The organism is Mesorhizobium sp. LEGMi-168a (assembly GCF_058312955.1).
The window spans coordinates 128,252-141,931 of the sequence record NZ_JBZEGV010000001.1 but is presented as its reverse complement, the minus strand read 5'-3'; the positions used below and the strand labels follow the sequence as shown (position 1 = coordinate 141,931).

Below are 13,680 nucleotides of genomic sequence, written 5' to 3'. Positions count from 1 at the left end.
GTAGCGGAATGCAGCGCACTCACTACTCACTACTCACTACTCCCTTCCTGATACACCCCATCACCACCTCGGCGGCGATCTCGCCCGATGGTTTCCCGGTTGCCATGCGCCTGGCAATCTCGGCGAAGCCCGCCTTCTGCCAGGCGCGCATGCCGGTATCGGCAAACAGGGCCTCCAACTGACGCGCCAGGTTCTCCGGCCGGACATACTGGTTGTAGAATTCAGGAACCAGCGTGCGGTCCGAAATCAGGTTGGGCAGCAGTGCCGACCATGTGGTCACCAGGTAGCGGGAAATGAGGCGCGCGATCGGATCCAGCTTGTAGCTGGACACCATCGGAACGCCCGAAAGCGCCAGCTCGAGCGAAACCGTTCCGGACGCTATCAAAGCCGCATCGGCCTTGCCGAAAGCCTGCCATTTGCGCTCCGCATCGGAGATGATCTCGGGCTTCTCGTCCCAACTCGCGACCGAAGCTCTGACCAGGTCGGCGACATGCGGCACGGTCGGCAACAGCAGCCGCAGCCGATGGCCGCGCTGGTGCAGGACCGACACTGCCTTGCCGAACGGCTCGATCAGCCGGCGCACCTCGCCGCGGCGCGAGCCCGGCAGAACGAGCAGCGTCTTGACGCGATCCTCCGACAGGTCCCGCGGCAGGCTTTGGGCCTTTGCGGCGCCAAGCACGCCCGAATCCTGCGTCAGCCGGTGGCCGACATAAGTGCCGGGCGGTCCGCCAAGCCGGGCAAGCGCCTTCACCTCGAAAGGCAGGATGCAGAGGATGTGATCGACATAGGGCTTCATCGCCACCGCCCTGCCCGGCCGCCATGCCCAAACGCTGGGGCAGACATAGTGGACGATCGGAATGGCGGGCGCGGCAGCGCGGACCTTTTTAGCGACGCGCAACGAAAAATCGGGGCTGTCGATGGTGATCAGGCAATCCGGCCGCTCCGCTGCGATCGCGGCGGCCGTCTGGCTGATCCGCCGCATCAGCCGCGGCAGGTCGCGCAAGACGGCGCTGAAGCCCATCAGCGCGATCTCGCTGCCATCGAAGAGCGGCGTCAGCCCCATTTCCTGCAGATGCCGGCCGCCGGTGCCGACGAGCTGGATCTTGCGGCCGGTGGTCTTCTCCAACGCCCGCACGATGTCGGCGCCGAGCAGGTCGCCGGATTCCTCGCCGGCGACGATGGCGATCTTGAGCGGCTTCTCACCGGCCATCAGCCGGCTCCGTTACTGGGAGACCGACGATGAACAGGCCAAGCGCATTGGCCCGCGCCAGTGTCGCCGGGCCTTCGAGAATGAGCGAGCGGCCTGCCTCCACGGCTATGCCGGCAAGCCCTGCGGCATGTGCCGCCTCGATCGTCTGCGGGCCTATCGAAGGCAGATCGGCGCGCAGTTCCTGGCCCGGCTTGGCGCATTTGACCAGAACGCCGCGCGTCTTTCCGGCGAGCCGGCCGTGATGGCGCAGCTCTTTCGTCCGCTCCAGCAGGCCGGCAGTGCCCTCGATGCCTTCCAGCGCAATGGCCCGGCCGCCGATTGCTATCGCCGCCTGGCCGATATCCAGCGCGCCGATGGCCTTGGCCGCCGCGCGGCCGGCCTCGATATCGCGCCAGTCGGACTTGCTTGGCTCAGTTGCCGTGAGCGGGCCTTCACCGGCGGTTAGTTCGGGAACGACCTCGTGCGCGCCGACCACCTTGATGCCCCGCCTTTCGAGGCCTCGCGTCAGAACCTTCAGAAGCCCGTCATCGCCGTGCGCCAGAGCGACGATCACCGACGGTACGATCGCCAGCAATCCGAGGCTGGGACGCATGTTGCTCAGCCTTGGCCTGCGCTTGATTTCCCCGGCAAGGACCAGATGGGTGACGCCGTGGCGTTTCAACGTCGACACCAACGAGCCGATCTGCTCGAGCGCCAAGGTGACGTGCTCGTATCGGCTAAGCTGCTGCTTGCGGTCAGCCTCGCCTTCCATCAACAGAATGAAGGGCGGATGGCCGTGCGCGGCGAGACCGTCGGCGACCTCGACCGGCAGGCTGCCGCCACCGGCTATGATGCCGACCCTGGAGCCCGGCGCGAGTGCAAGCGCTGATCCGGCGGGCTCAGCCCTCGTCATCGCCGTTGTCATCATCGCCGCCGCCCTTGAGCGACGGGACGGCATAGTGCCGCTTGCCGCGGCTGGTGATGAAGTCGATGATCTTCATGGCCGTCGGCGAGGAGGCGAATTCCGCCTTGGAGATCTCGACATTCTCGGCGACGGTGCGGGAGCGGTCGAAAATTGTCCTGTAGGCCTTGCGCAACAGGTAGATTTCAGAGCGCGGCAGGCCGGAGCGCTTCAGACCGATGATGTTCAGGCCGCGCAGGCTGGCACGATTGCCGACGGCAATGGCATAGGGGATTACATCGCCGACAAAAGCCGAACACCCACCGAGAAAGGCGTTGTCGCCGACACGCACGAATTGATGAACGGCGCTTAGGCCGCCGATATAGACGTTGTCGCCGATCTCGCAATGTCCGCCGAGCGTTGCCCCGTTGGCGAAAGTGGCGTTCTTTCCGACGACGCAATCGTGGGCGATGTGGGCATAGGCCAGGAAATTGCCGTTGTCGCCCACTGTCGTCTCGCCACGGCTGGAATCGGTGCCGAGATGCATGGTGACGCCTTCGCGGATGGTGCAGTTCTCGCCGATGACCAGCGTGGTGCGCCCGCCCTTGTGCTTTGTGTTTTGCGGCGGGCCACCCAGGATCGCCATCGGATAGACCTTGGTCGCGGCACCAATGGTGGTCGCGCCCATCACCGAAACATGGCTGACCATTTCGACACGGTCGCCGATCACCGCGTCGGCGCTGACATGACAGAACGGCCCGATGCGGGCGCCCTCGCCGATTTCGGCGCCATCTTCGACGATTGCGGAAGGGTGGATTGATGTCTGGATTTTCATAAGCATTTCGAACCGTCAGTCAGTCGGCAACCATGGCCGAGATCTCGGCCTCCGCCGCCTTCGCGCCGTCCACCATGGCCTCGCAGGCGAATTTGAGCAGGTTGCCGCGCATCTTGATTTTCTTGACGTGAATCCGGAGCTGGTCGCCTGGACCGACCGGTTTGCGGAATTTCGCGTTGTCGATGGTCAGGAAATAGACCAGCGATGGCTTTTCCGTATTGAGGCTGCGAATGCAGATCGCGCCGGCCGTCTGCGCCATCGCCTCGATGATCAGCACGCCCGGCATCACCGGGTGCTCCGGGAAATGGCCCTGGAAATGCGGCTCGTTGATGGTGACGTTCTTGATGCCGACGGCCGAGTCGTTGCCGTCGATATCGACGATCCGGTCGATCATCAGGAACGGATAGCGGTGCGGCAGGAGCTTCATGAGCCCCATTATGTCGACCGCCTCGAGTGTCGTCGCAACCATGTCAGCCATTTCCGTCGCCCTGCTTGCGCGTCCTGGCCAGCCTGCGCAGCATCGCGATCTCGCGCATGGCTTCCGCCATCGGCTGCGCCGGATAGCCTCCCCAGACCTCGCCCGCCGGCACGTTGCTCATGAATCCGCTTCTCGCAGCAAGCTTGGCTCCCGGACCGATGGTCAAATGATCGGCGAGGCCGACACCGCCACCCATCGTGACGTTGTCGCCGACGACGACGGAACCGGAAATACCCGAAAGCCCGGCTATAATGCAATTGCGGCCGATGCGAACATTGTGGGCGATCTGCACCAGATTGTCGATCTTGGTGCCTTGTCCGATGACGGTGTCGGACATTGCGCCGCGATCGACGGTCGAGTTGGAGCCGATCTCGACATCGTCCTGGATGATGACGCGGCCGATCTGCGGAACGCGCTCGGGTCCCTTGGCGCCGGCCACGAAGCCGAACCCGTCCTGGCCTATCCTTGCGCCGCCATGGATGATGACGCGGTTGCCAATCAGCGCGTATTGGATGCTGGCGCCCGGGCCGACATAGCCGTCGCGGCCTATCTTGCAGGAGCGGCCAATGACGGCATGCGGCGCAATGACCGTGCCTGCGCCAATCGAGGCACCGGGACCGATCACGGCGCCCGCCTCCACGATCGCACCGGCTTCGACATGCGCGGACGGATCGATATACGCCTGCGGCGAAACACCGGTTTCGCCGGTCATCGGCCCTGGAGTCGCGGCTTGCGGAAAGAGCAGCCGCCCGACCATGGCGAAGGCCTGCTGCGGGCGCGGATGAACCAGCACCGCGATCCCCTGCGGAGCCCGGCTGGCAAAGTCGGCGGGACACAGGACGGCAGCCGCCTTGAGCGACTGCATCAAAGCGAAATTGCGCCTGCCGTCGACGAAGACCAGCGCACCCTCGCCGCCCTCATTGGCCGGCGCCAACGCTTCGATGGCAATATCGGCTTGCGAGGAATCGACGAGATTGGCGCCGGTCAGATTCGCGACCTCGCCAGCCGTATACCGGCGTGAAGGCGCGAAGAACACCGGATCGGTCATTCCACAAATAATATCCAGCTCGGTCGGATCAGTCTCTTCCGGGCCGTCAGGCGGCCCGGAAACATCGTAACCCGCGGATTAGAAACGGGTCGCAATGCCGAAATTGAATTCCTGCACGTCGTCGCCCGGCTGCTTCTCGACCGGAATCGCATAGTCGATGCGGATCGGGCCGAACGGCGAAGCCCACATCAGGCCGACACCGACCGAAGCACGCAAATGCATGTCAGCCGATCCCGCCTTTACCAAGGTCGGATCAAGCTTGCTGCCATAGAGCGTTGCCGCGTCGGCAAACACCGCGCCGCGCAAGCCGAAGCTCTCCGGAATGACCGGCAGCGGGAACTGGGCTTCCGCCGAGGCATTGAAATAGGTCGTGCCGCCGAGATGGTCGCCGCTGGTGTCGTTGGCGATCGGACCGATGCCGCCATAAGCGAAACCGCGGATCATGCGGTCGTTGCTCTGGAAGTGATCGAAGATGCGAAGATCGCCGTTGCCATAGCCCGCGACATAGCCGGCACCGCCCGATACCAGGCCGACTAGGTCGAGCTGTTCGGACAAGGTCTGGTAGACACTTGCCCGCCCGGTGAGTTTCACGAACTTGGCGTCACCGCCGAGACCTGCGACCTCGGTCGTGCCGGTGATGTAGAGACCCTCATGCGGGTTCTTCATGTCGTCGATGGTGTTGTAGACCAAACCGAGGCTGACTGACGACTTGACCCATGGGCTCTCAGCTATGCCATCGAGAATCGCCTGCGAAACATCGCAGCTGCCATCGGGAATGCCGTCACCATTGGTATCACAACTGTCGTCAAGCTTATATTTCTCCTGCGAGATATTATACGCCAGCTGCGTCGAGATATTGTCGGTGATCGGCAGGCCGAAGCGGATGGTCGCGCCCGTCACGTCACTGTCGTAGTGGCTATATTCTCTGGTCGACTTGTAGATGTCGAACCCAGCCGCGATGCGCCGACCGAGGAAATATGGCTCCGTGAACGAGAGAGCGTAGTCGCGCGAGTGCCTGCCGCCGCCGGCCGACACCTTGATGTACTGGCCCCGGCCGAGGAAGTTGCGCTCGGTGATCGAGCCTTCGACGGACGGACCGGGCGTTTCGCCGCCGGTCGAATAGCCGGCGCCGACCGAGAACTCGCCGGTCGACTTCTCGACCACGTCAACCACCAGGACGACCTGGTCGGGAGCCGATCCGGGAACGGTCGAGATATCGACTTTCTCAAAATAATCCAGCGCTTCCAGCCGCTTCTTCGCGCGCTGGATGAGAACCTGGTTGAAGGCGTCGCCTTCGCTGACATCGAACTCGCGGCGGATGACATAGTCGCGCGTGCGGTCGTTGCCGCGGATTTCGATGCGCTCGATATAGGCCTTGGTGCCCTGGTCGATGGTGTAGACAACCGAGATCGTGTGATTCTCGAAATTGCGGTCGCCGCGTGGCGTTACCTGGGCAAAAGCATAGCCCGAACCCGCGACCTTTTCGGTGAGCGCGACGATCGTGTCCTCGACGTCCTTGGCGTTGTAGACATCGCCCTTGTGAGTCTCGACCACCGATTCCAGCGACTTGGAGTCGACCTCGGGGATCGTGCTCTCGACGCTGATGTCGCCGAAGGTGTAGCGCTCGCCTTCCTGCACGGTGATCGTGACCGTGTATTTGTTGGTGGCTTCATCCAACTCGCCGACGGCCGAGACAACCTGGAAGTCGGCATAGCCGTGATTGTAGTAGAAGCGGCGTAGCAACTCCTGGTCGGCGCGCAGCTTGTCCTCGTCATAGACGTCGTCGCGCAGCACGAACGAAAGCCAGGTCGAACGCTTGGTGTTGATCACGTCCGACAGGCGGCGGCTCGAATAGGCGCTGTTGCCGACGAAGTTGATGGCCGCGATCTGCGTGCGCGCGCCTTCGTTGATGTTGAAGACCACGTTCACGCGATTGTCGCCGAGATCCATGATCTGGGTGGTCACGGCGGCGTCGTCGCGACCGATGCGCCGATAGGCAGCCTTGACCGCCTCGACATCGGCATCGAGCGCCTGCTGCGAGAAGGTCGCGCGCGGCTTCAGCTGGATGGCCGCCTGAAGGGCGTTGTCCTTGAGCTTCTTGTTGCCCTGGAACAGGACCTGATTGACGACCTTGTATTCGGAAACTTTCACGACCAGGGTCGAGCCGACCTGGTTGATCTGGACGTCCGAGAACAGCCCGGTGCCGAACAGGGCTTTCACGGCGCTGTCGATGTCGGCGCTTGAGAACGCCTTGCCGGGCTTGATCGAAATGTAATTGCGGATGGTTTCGGCATCGACACGCTGGTTGCCGCTGACCTCGACCCTGCTGACGACTGCTGCTTCGGCTACCGATGTGGCAACGAACTGCACTGCGAGCGCGCCTGGCAAAACCAGCGCGGCGGACAAAGCCGCCGCGGACGCGGCGCTCAGAAACTTGGATGCTGCCTTCATCGGGCTTTTGTACCTTTTTCTCGTAGTCCCCACGGCGAGAAAACCGGACGTGCGGTATTTTCCCTTACCGTATTAACCGGATTTTCCCTACACGCAAGGCTCCCGGTTAATTTGTATTTACTTAACCCTGATGCGTGGCTTTCGCGTCACGCATATCCCCACGCATGGTAAACGGCGTCTCAATATGGTCGGAGCCGAAGCCAAATTCCTTCATGATTTCAGCACCCAAACAGATCATTCCAAAAAACGAAGCCCATGAACCCGAGCACCAGAAGAAGACCGGCCCGGTAGGCCATCTCCATCATCCGCTCCGACACGGGCCGCCTTATGACGGCCTCCACGCCGTAGAACAAGAGGTGGCCGCCGTCGAGAGGGGGAATCGGCAGAAGATTGAGAATCCCTATCCCGACTGACAGGAATGCAACAAGCTGCACCAGCCACTCGAAGCCTAGTTTGGCAGCCTGTCCCGACATTTTTGCGATCTTGATCGGTCCGCCCAACTGGCATTTGTCCTCGCGCCCGACGACAAACCGCTTCAGGAACTGGCCGGTGCGCTCGATGACATGCCCGGTTTCCTCGACGGCCGCCGCCAGCGCGCCCGCGGGCGTATAGGAGATCAGCCGCGGCTGCCCGAGCTCGGCATTGTTGGCGACGCCGATGATCGCTACCTTGACCTTGTTGCCCAGCGCATCCTGCTGTTCCATCGGCTCCGGCGTCGCCGTGACGGTGAGTTCCTTGCCGTCGCGCAGCATGGTGAATGTGATGGCGTCGCCGGCGCGGCCCGAGACCAGGCGCTGAACATCGGCGAAGGTCTCGACCTTGTTGCCGTCAACCCTGACGAATCGGTCGCCCGGCTGGATGCCTGCCCGCGCCGCGGGGCTGCCGGCAGTGACTTCGGCCACGGTCGGCTCCATGACCGGACGGCCGTAGAGCGAAAACAGCACCGCGAACACGGCGATCGTCAGCAGGAAATTGAACAGCGGTCCGGCAACGACAGTCGCCGCGCGCTTCCAGATCGGCTGGGTGTGGAAGGCGACCGCGCGCTCGGCCTCGGTCAGCGATTCGAGGTCTTCGGCGCTCGGCTGGCTCGACGTCGCGTTCATGTCGCCGACGAATTTGACATAGCCGCCAAGCGGGATCGCGCAAAGCTTCCAGCGCGTGCCGTGGCGGTCGTTGAAGCCGAAGAGTTCCGGCCCGAAGCCGATCGAAAACGCCTTAACGCCGATGCCGCACCAGCGGCCGATCAGGTAGTGGCCCATCTCATGGACGAACACCACGACGGTGAGCACGAACAGGAACGGCACCAGGGTGCCAAGGACAAAGCCTTGAGTGCTGAAGAGCGCGTGAAGAATGTCGTTCAAGTCATGCCCTCAAATTCGCCCAGCGCGACAGTCCGCCGCGACTGTGGCATCAATCCGGGCGAATCCGTGGCACGCGTCGTTTTTCGCCCAGTGGCGACGCCTTCAGTTTGGAAACAGCCCCATTGCCGGATGGTCGGCGCCCGCCGCAATCCAACCGATGACGTACAGGGCAAAGGCCGCCGCGACAAGCCCATCGACCCTGTCCATGACGCCGCCATGGCCGGGAATCAGATTGCTCGAATCCTTGCAGCCGTGCCGGCGCTTGACCCAGGATTCGAACAGGTCGCCGATCTGCGAGACGATCGAGAGCGCCAGGGCGACGAATCCGAGCTGCACGAGGTTGCCGGCCCCGCTGACGATTGCCAGCAGCAATCCGGCGATCATGCCGCCGACGGCGCCGCCAAGCGCGCCGCTCTGCGTCTTGCCGGGCGAGATCGAGGGCGCGAGCTTCGGGCCGCCGACCGCGCGGCCGACGAAATAAGCCGCTATGTCGGTCGCCCAGACCACCGCGAACAGGAAGAGAATGGCGATCAGCCCTGAATGGTTGTCATCGCGCAGATAGGCGAGCGAAAGGCCGGACAGAGCCGCATAGGCCAGCCCGCAGGCTTCCCACTGCGCCCCACCCCGAATGCGCGCGGCGATGACAGCAACTGCGACAAGGATCGCGATAAGGACCAGCAGCCACAAGGCCGGCAGGCCGGCAATCAGCGCGCCGATGAAGACCAGAATCAGCGCTTCCGGCAGAAAGCCGAGCGCCGCGCCGTTCCCGGGGCGCGACATGCGGGTCCATTCGTAGAAGATCAGTGCCGCGATCGCCGCGCAGAACAGGCGGAACGGCAGCCCGCCGAGCCAGGTGAGCGCGAGCGTGACGCCCGCCATCACGATGGCCGAGATGACGCGCTGCTGGAGATTGCTCATTTTGGACGGAGCCTAGGAGGCGACGTCGCGGGCAGCGAGCCCGCCGAAACGGCGCTCGCGGCCGGCAAAGTCCCGCAGGGCGTCGGCGAGATGCTCCCGGCTGAAGTCCGGCCAGTAGCAAGGCAGGAAGACGAGCTCGCTGTAGGCCGCCTGCCACAAAAGGAAGTTCGACAGCCGGAGCTCGCCGCTGGTGCGGATCACCAGGTCGGGATCGGGAATGCCGTCGGTGTCGAGCGAACCGGCAAAGCTCTCCATCGTGATCGCGTCGCTTGTCATTTCGCCGCGTGCCACGGCATCGGCGAACTTGCGCGCAGCGCGCACGATCTCGTCGCGGCCGCCATAGTTGAAGGCGATGACCAGCGTCAGCGCCTGGTTGCCCGCGGTCAGCGATTCGGCCTCCTGCAGCAGGCCCCTGATGTCGGGCTGCAGCCCCTCCCTGTCGCCGATCACCCTCACCCGCACGCCATTCTGGTGCAGTTCGGCGAGATCGCGGCGGATGAAGAGCTTCAAGAGACCCATCAGGTCGCTGACTTCGGATTTCGGCCGCGACCAGTTTTCCGAGGAGAAGGCATAGACCGTCAGATAGGAGATGCCGAGTTCGGGCGCGGCGCGCACCGTCTTGCGCAAGGCCTCGACGCCGGCCCGATGGCCGGCAAGCCTCGGCATGCCGCGCGCCTTGGCCCAGCGTCCATTTCCATCCATGATGATCGCGACATGCGAGGGCGTTGCCATGGTCTCGCTTTCGAGCCGGTGAGAAGCCGACCCTAAACCTGCATGATTTCCGCTTCCTTATCGGAAAGCAGGTGATCGATGGTGCTGATCATCTCGTCGGTCAGCTTCTGAACCTGGTCGGAGCGCTTGCGATGATCGTCTTCGCTGATTGTGCCATCCTTTTCAGCCTTTTTTAGGAAGTCCATGCCGTCGCGGCGAACGTGGCGCACGGCGACGCGGGCGTTCTCGGCATATCCATGCGAAATCTTGACCAGTTCCTTGCGGCGCTGCTCGTTGAGCTCGGGCAGCGGAATCCTGAGATTGGTGCCGTCGACGATCGGATTGAAGCCGAGATTGGCTTCGCGGATAGCGCGGTCGACGGCGCTGACCATCGACTTGTCCCAGACCGAGACCGAAATCATGCGCGGCTCCGGCACCGTCACATTGGCCACCTGGTTGATCGGCATCGCCGTGCCGTAGGCCTGGACCTGGACCGCGTCGAGCAGGTTGCTGGAAGCGCGGCCGGTGCGCAGCGAAGCGAGATCGTGCTTGAAGGCCGAGATCGCCCCGTCCATGCGCCGCTTGAGGTCGTCATACTCGCCACTCATGATCATCTCCTCGACCCGTTCGCCGGGTTCACTGTTTGTGTTCAGGTTCCCATCCGGAACCAACGTTCGTTTAGCCGGTTCTGATCCGATCAGTTATCAGCGACGATCGTGCAACGGCCGCCGCCCCTGAGAATTTCGCCGAAACCACCCTTTTCGTGGATCGAATAGACGATTATCGGAATGTTGTTTTCGCGCGCAAGTGCAATTGCGGCCGTATCCATGATCGTAAGCCCGCGTTTGATGACTTCGGCATGACTTATGCGATCGAAGCGCACCGCGTTCGGATCCTTCTTGGGGTCGGCCGAATAGACGCCGTCGACCTGCGTGCCCTTGAACAGGGCGTCCGCGCCGATTTCGGCGGCGCGAAGGGCCGCGGCCGAATCGGTGGTAAAGAACGGATTGCCGGTGCCGCCGGCGAAAATCACCACCTTGCCCTGATTCATATAGGCGGTCGCCTGGCGCTGCGAGAAGCTCTCGCAGAGCTCGGGCATGGCGATGGCCGAAAGCACCACGGCGTCGACGCCGATCTTGTTCAGCGAGGTGCGCAGCGCCAGCGAATTGATGACGGTGGCCAACATGCCCATATGGTCGCCGGTGACGCGGTCGCCGCCCTTGGAAGCGACGGCCACACCGCGGAAGATGTTGCCGCCGCCGATGACGACGCCGACTTCGATGCCGAGCGCGCGGGCTTCGGCAATGTCGGCGGCGATGCGGTCGACGACCGAAACGTCGATGCCGAAATGCTGTTCTCCCATCAACGCTTCGCCTGAAGCTTTCAGCAAGACACGTCGATAGAGGGGCTTCACCGTCATCTGGTTCCTCGAAAATCTTGGCGCGGCAAATCTGGAGGCGAAGCTGCCCCGCTTCGCCTGGCGGCGCTGGCATGATGGATCGACCCGATACACGAAGGGCGCGGCGATGTCACGCCGCGCCCTTGCGCAAAATCCCAGGCTTTTTCGATCAGTTGCTGCTGACGCTGACCGCCTCGCCTTCGACCAGGACCGGCGGCGAATAGCCGGAAGGCTTGTCGCCGGTCACGGCGCCGCCTGTGACCCTGACCTGAATCTGCGAGCCGAAATACGGATGAGGAAATGGCGCCGGAACGCTGCTGACCGTTTCCAGCCGCTGGCGAAGTGCGGCGGGAATTTCGAAATCCAGCGCCGCGAGGTTGTCCTGCAATTGCGCGAGCTTCGTCGCGCCGAGGATGACGGTTGCGACGCCGGGCTGCGTCGCAACCCAGTTAAGCGCCACCTCAGCCATGCTGCGGTCGAGTTCGGCGGCAACCTTCTCGAGCTCCGCCACGATCGTCCAGTTGCGGTCGCTGAATTTCTGGAAACCCGGATGCGTGGTGTTGCGGAAACCGTCGAGTCGGCCGGCGTTCCCGGCCTGTGTCGGACGGTATTTGCCGCTCAGCAGCCCGCTGGCCAGCGGGCTCCAGACCATGATGCCGGCGCCGTGTCGTGTCGCCAAAGGCACGAATTCGTGCTCGATCGTGCGCTCAGTCAGCGAATATTCGAGCTGGAGCGCCGAGATCGGCTCGTAGCCGCGCAGTTCGGCGATCGCCTGCGCCCGGCCTGCGTACCAGGCCGGCACGTCGGAAAGGCCGATATGGCGCACCTTGCCCGCGCGCACCAGATCGTCGAGCGTGCGCAGCACCTCCTCGGCCGGCGTCAGCCGGTCCCACACATGCATGAGATAGAGGTCGATATAGTCGGTCCCGAGCCGCTTCAGTGAAGCGTCCACGGCGCGCATGATGTTCTTGCGGCCATTGCCGCCGGCATTCGGATTGCCGGGATCTGAGTTGAAGGTGAATTTGGTGGCGATCACCGCCTTGTCGCGTAAGCCGCGCTCGGCGACGAATTCGCCGAGCCAGGTCTCGGCGATGCCGCCGGTGTAGAGATCGGCGGTGTCGAAGAAATTGCCGCCGGCCTCGACATAGGCATCGAACATGGCGCGGGCGGTATCCCTGTCAGCGCCCCAGCCCCATTCGGTGCCGAAGGTCATGGTGCCCAACGCCAGCCGGCTGACGCGCAGACCGCTGTTGCCGAGCGTGTAATATGTCATGCTCATGATGTTCTCCGATCGTGTTGATGTGGGCTTATTGACCAGGAGTCGTTTTCACCCAGGGATTGCCGCGCTCATACGTCATGCGGAAGGTGAAGCCGTCGACCTCCCAGCCGGCGCCGGAGCGGATCAGGTGGTGCTCATAGGTGCCCCACACTTCCCAGAGCGGATCGCCATTGCCCTCCATCCGGTTCCAGGCATAGCCGTTGGAACGGACGGTCGCGGCGTCGGCCTTGATGACGACCTGATGGTTGGTGCGCAAATGCAGGCTGGTCTTGCTGCCCTTGAGGTTGGCCGCCCAGGCGCCGATCAGATCGTCGGAGGCGATGTTGGTCGCAGGCTGTCCGGAAAGGCTGCTGAAGTCGGCGGTGACGCGATCCGCGAAATAGCTGCGGGCAAGCTTCCAGTCCTGCGCATCGACGGCGCGGTCGATGGCATCCGCGATGCGGATGACGGCACGCTCGTCGGCGAGCGCTTGCCAGCCCGTTGGTTCGGCTCCGCCGGCATCGACGGGCGCCAGCGCCAATCCTGCCGCGAAAGTCACATGTCTCAACGCATTCATGTCTCTTCTCCTTGTGTGGATAGGTCTGCAAACGGATGGATGATTTGTCGGCACGGCAGGGTTTGCCTTCAGCCCTTCGCCAGCGCGTCGACCACAACCTGGAACCGGCGCGGATCGAAATAGTCGTGATAGGCGCTGATCAGGCCGTTCTCGAACCGGAAGACCGCAATGTTGCTGTTGGTGTATTCGGTGCCGCCCACGATCACGGCACGGTTTCGGTATTCTACCACCACAGCTTCAGAGTCGGCTGCCGGATAGATGGCTGTCAGCTGGGATTCGAAGGATTCGAAATTGCCGAACAATCCTTTGAAGGCGGCCAGGATGGCGGCCTTGCCGTCAATGCTGTCGCCAAATCCCGCCGGCGGATAGAAGACGATGATCCGCCCGTTATCGGCCCAAAGCTCGCCCCAACTATCGATATCCTTGCGATGCATCAGATCGAAGAAACGGCGAACCGTCTCAAGGTTGCGAGCCTGATTGGAATGAAGATCGGTCATCGGAGGTCTCCTGCCCGTTGGTTGCCACGTTGGTTGCCGTTCGATGCCTGCTTAGAT

General features: G+C 63.1%; 13 protein-coding genes and 1 pseudogene. All 14 read right to left on the bottom strand.

Annotated features, from left to right (window positions below):
• Nucleotides 1-22 precede the first annotated feature (22 nt).
• Nucleotides 23-1,210 (bottom strand): lipid-A-disaccharide synthase, encoded by a 1,188-nt coding sequence (gene lpxB, locus AC4FWB_RS00725; protein WP_491023884.1) that lies wholly within the window; start codon nucleotides 1,208-1,210, stop codon nucleotides 23-25.
• Nucleotides 1,200-2,117, bottom strand: coding sequence for an LpxI family protein (locus AC4FWB_RS00720; protein ID WP_491023883.1), 918 nt, complete (start codon nucleotides 2,115-2,117; stop codon nucleotides 1,200-1,202). The genes lpxB and AC4FWB_RS00720 overlap by 11 nt, the downstream gene beginning before the upstream one ends.
• Nucleotides 2,089-2,925, bottom strand: coding sequence for an acyl-ACP--UDP-N-acetylglucosamine O-acyltransferase (gene lpxA / locus AC4FWB_RS00715; protein ID WP_491023882.1), 837 nt, complete (start codon nucleotides 2,923-2,925; stop codon nucleotides 2,089-2,091). The genes AC4FWB_RS00720 and lpxA overlap by 29 nt, the downstream gene beginning before the upstream one ends.
• Before the next feature lie 19 nt (nucleotides 2,926-2,944).
• Nucleotides 2,945-3,403: a 3-hydroxyacyl-ACP dehydratase FabZ gene (gene fabZ / locus AC4FWB_RS00710; protein WP_491023881.1), complete on the bottom strand. Its 459-nt coding sequence runs from the start codon at nucleotides 3,401-3,403 to the stop codon at nucleotides 2,945-2,947.
• Entirely contained in the window at nucleotides 3,396-4,451 is a 1,056-nt protein-coding gene (gene lpxD / locus AC4FWB_RS00705) for a UDP-3-O-(3-hydroxymyristoyl)glucosamine N-acyltransferase (RefSeq protein ID WP_491023880.1), read from the bottom strand. The genes fabZ and lpxD overlap by 8 nt, the downstream gene beginning before the upstream one ends.
• Before the next feature lie 78 nt (nucleotides 4,452-4,529).
• Nucleotides 4,530-6,902, bottom strand: coding sequence for an outer membrane protein assembly factor BamA (gene bamA, locus AC4FWB_RS00700; RefSeq protein ID WP_491023879.1), 2,373 nt, complete (start codon nucleotides 6,900-6,902; stop codon nucleotides 4,530-4,532).
• Between the two features lie 218 nt (nucleotides 6,903-7,120).
• Entirely contained in the window at nucleotides 7,121-8,263 is a 1,143-nt protein-coding gene (gene rseP / locus AC4FWB_RS00695; protein WP_491023878.1) for an RIP metalloprotease RseP, read from the bottom strand.
• 102 nt (nucleotides 8,264-8,365) lie between these two features.
• Nucleotides 8,366-9,181 carry a phosphatidate cytidylyltransferase gene (locus AC4FWB_RS00690; RefSeq protein ID WP_491023877.1) on the bottom strand — a complete coding sequence of 272 codons (816 nt, stop codon included), beginning with the start codon at nucleotides 9,179-9,181 and terminating at the stop codon, nucleotides 8,366-8,368.
• Nucleotides 9,182-9,193: 12 nt separating this feature from the next.
• Nucleotides 9,194-9,925, bottom strand: a pseudogene (locus tag AC4FWB_RS00685) (isoprenyl transferase); the annotation flags it as partial.
• Nucleotides 9,926-9,945: 20 nt separating this feature from the next.
• Nucleotides 9,946-10,500 carry a ribosome recycling factor gene (gene frr, locus AC4FWB_RS00680; RefSeq protein ID WP_491023876.1) on the bottom strand — a complete coding sequence of 185 codons (555 nt, stop codon included), beginning with the start codon at nucleotides 10,498-10,500 and terminating at the stop codon, nucleotides 9,946-9,948.
• An 89-nt stretch (nucleotides 10,501-10,589) separates the two neighbouring features.
• Nucleotides 10,590-11,312 carry a UMP kinase gene (pyrH, locus tag AC4FWB_RS00675; protein ID WP_059188649.1) on the bottom strand — a complete coding sequence of 241 codons (723 nt, stop codon included), beginning with the start codon at nucleotides 11,310-11,312 and terminating at the stop codon, nucleotides 10,590-10,592.
• Between the two features lie 148 nt (nucleotides 11,313-11,460).
• Complete coding sequence (locus AC4FWB_RS00670) at nucleotides 11,461-12,570, bottom strand: aldo/keto reductase (protein ID WP_491023874.1); 1,110 nt, start codon at nucleotides 12,568-12,570, stop codon at nucleotides 11,461-11,463.
• Between the two features lie 28 nt (nucleotides 12,571-12,598).
• Nucleotides 12,599-13,126, bottom strand: coding sequence for a nuclear transport factor 2 family protein (locus tag AC4FWB_RS00665; RefSeq protein WP_491023873.1), 528 nt, complete (start codon nucleotides 13,124-13,126; stop codon nucleotides 12,599-12,601).
• A gap of 68 nt (nucleotides 13,127-13,194) precedes the next feature.
• Nucleotides 13,195-13,623, bottom strand: coding sequence for a nuclear transport factor 2 family protein (locus AC4FWB_RS00660; protein ID WP_491023872.1), 429 nt, complete (start codon nucleotides 13,621-13,623; stop codon nucleotides 13,195-13,197).
• Nucleotides 13,624-13,680: the final 57 nt, after the last annotated feature.

Coding starts and splice junctions, on each gene's coding strand:
- pyrH (WP_059188649.1), bottom strand. CDS start 11,312: ATGACGGTGAAGCCCCTCTATCGACGTGTCTTGCTGAAAGCTTCAGGC.
- AC4FWB_RS00690 (WP_491023877.1), bottom strand. CDS start 9,181: ATGAGCAATCTCCAGCAGCGCGTCATCTCGGCCATCGTGATGGCGGGC.
- AC4FWB_RS00720 (WP_491023883.1), bottom strand. CDS start 2,117: ATGATGACAACGGCGATGACGAGGGCTGAGCCCGCCGGATCAGCGCTT.
- fabZ (WP_491023881.1), bottom strand. CDS start 3,403: ATGGCTGACATGGTTGCGACGACACTCGAGGCGGTCGACATAATGGGG.
- AC4FWB_RS00660 (WP_491023872.1), bottom strand. CDS start 13,623: ATGACCGATCTTCATTCCAATCAGGCTCGCAACCTTGAGACGGTTCGC.
- lpxB (WP_491023884.1), bottom strand. CDS start 1,210: ATGGCCGGTGAGAAGCCGCTCAAGATCGCCATCGTCGCCGGCGAGGAA.
- AC4FWB_RS00670 (WP_491023874.1), bottom strand. CDS start 12,570: ATGAGCATGACATATTACACGCTCGGCAACAGCGGTCTGCGCGTCAGC.
- frr (WP_491023876.1), bottom strand. CDS start 10,500: ATGAGTGGCGAGTATGACGACCTCAAGCGGCGCATGGACGGGGCGATC.
- lpxD (WP_491023880.1), bottom strand. CDS start 4,451: ATGACCGATCCGGTGTTCTTCGCGCCTTCACGCCGGTATACGGCTGGC.
- bamA (WP_491023879.1), bottom strand. CDS start 6,902: ATGAAGGCAGCATCCAAGTTTCTGAGCGCCGCGTCCGCGGCGGCTTTG.
- AC4FWB_RS00665 (WP_491023873.1), bottom strand. CDS start 13,126: ATGAATGCGTTGAGACATGTGACTTTCGCGGCAGGATTGGCGCTGGCG.
- lpxA (WP_491023882.1), bottom strand. CDS start 2,925: ATGAAAATCCAGACATCAATCCACCCTTCCGCAATCGTCGAAGATGGC.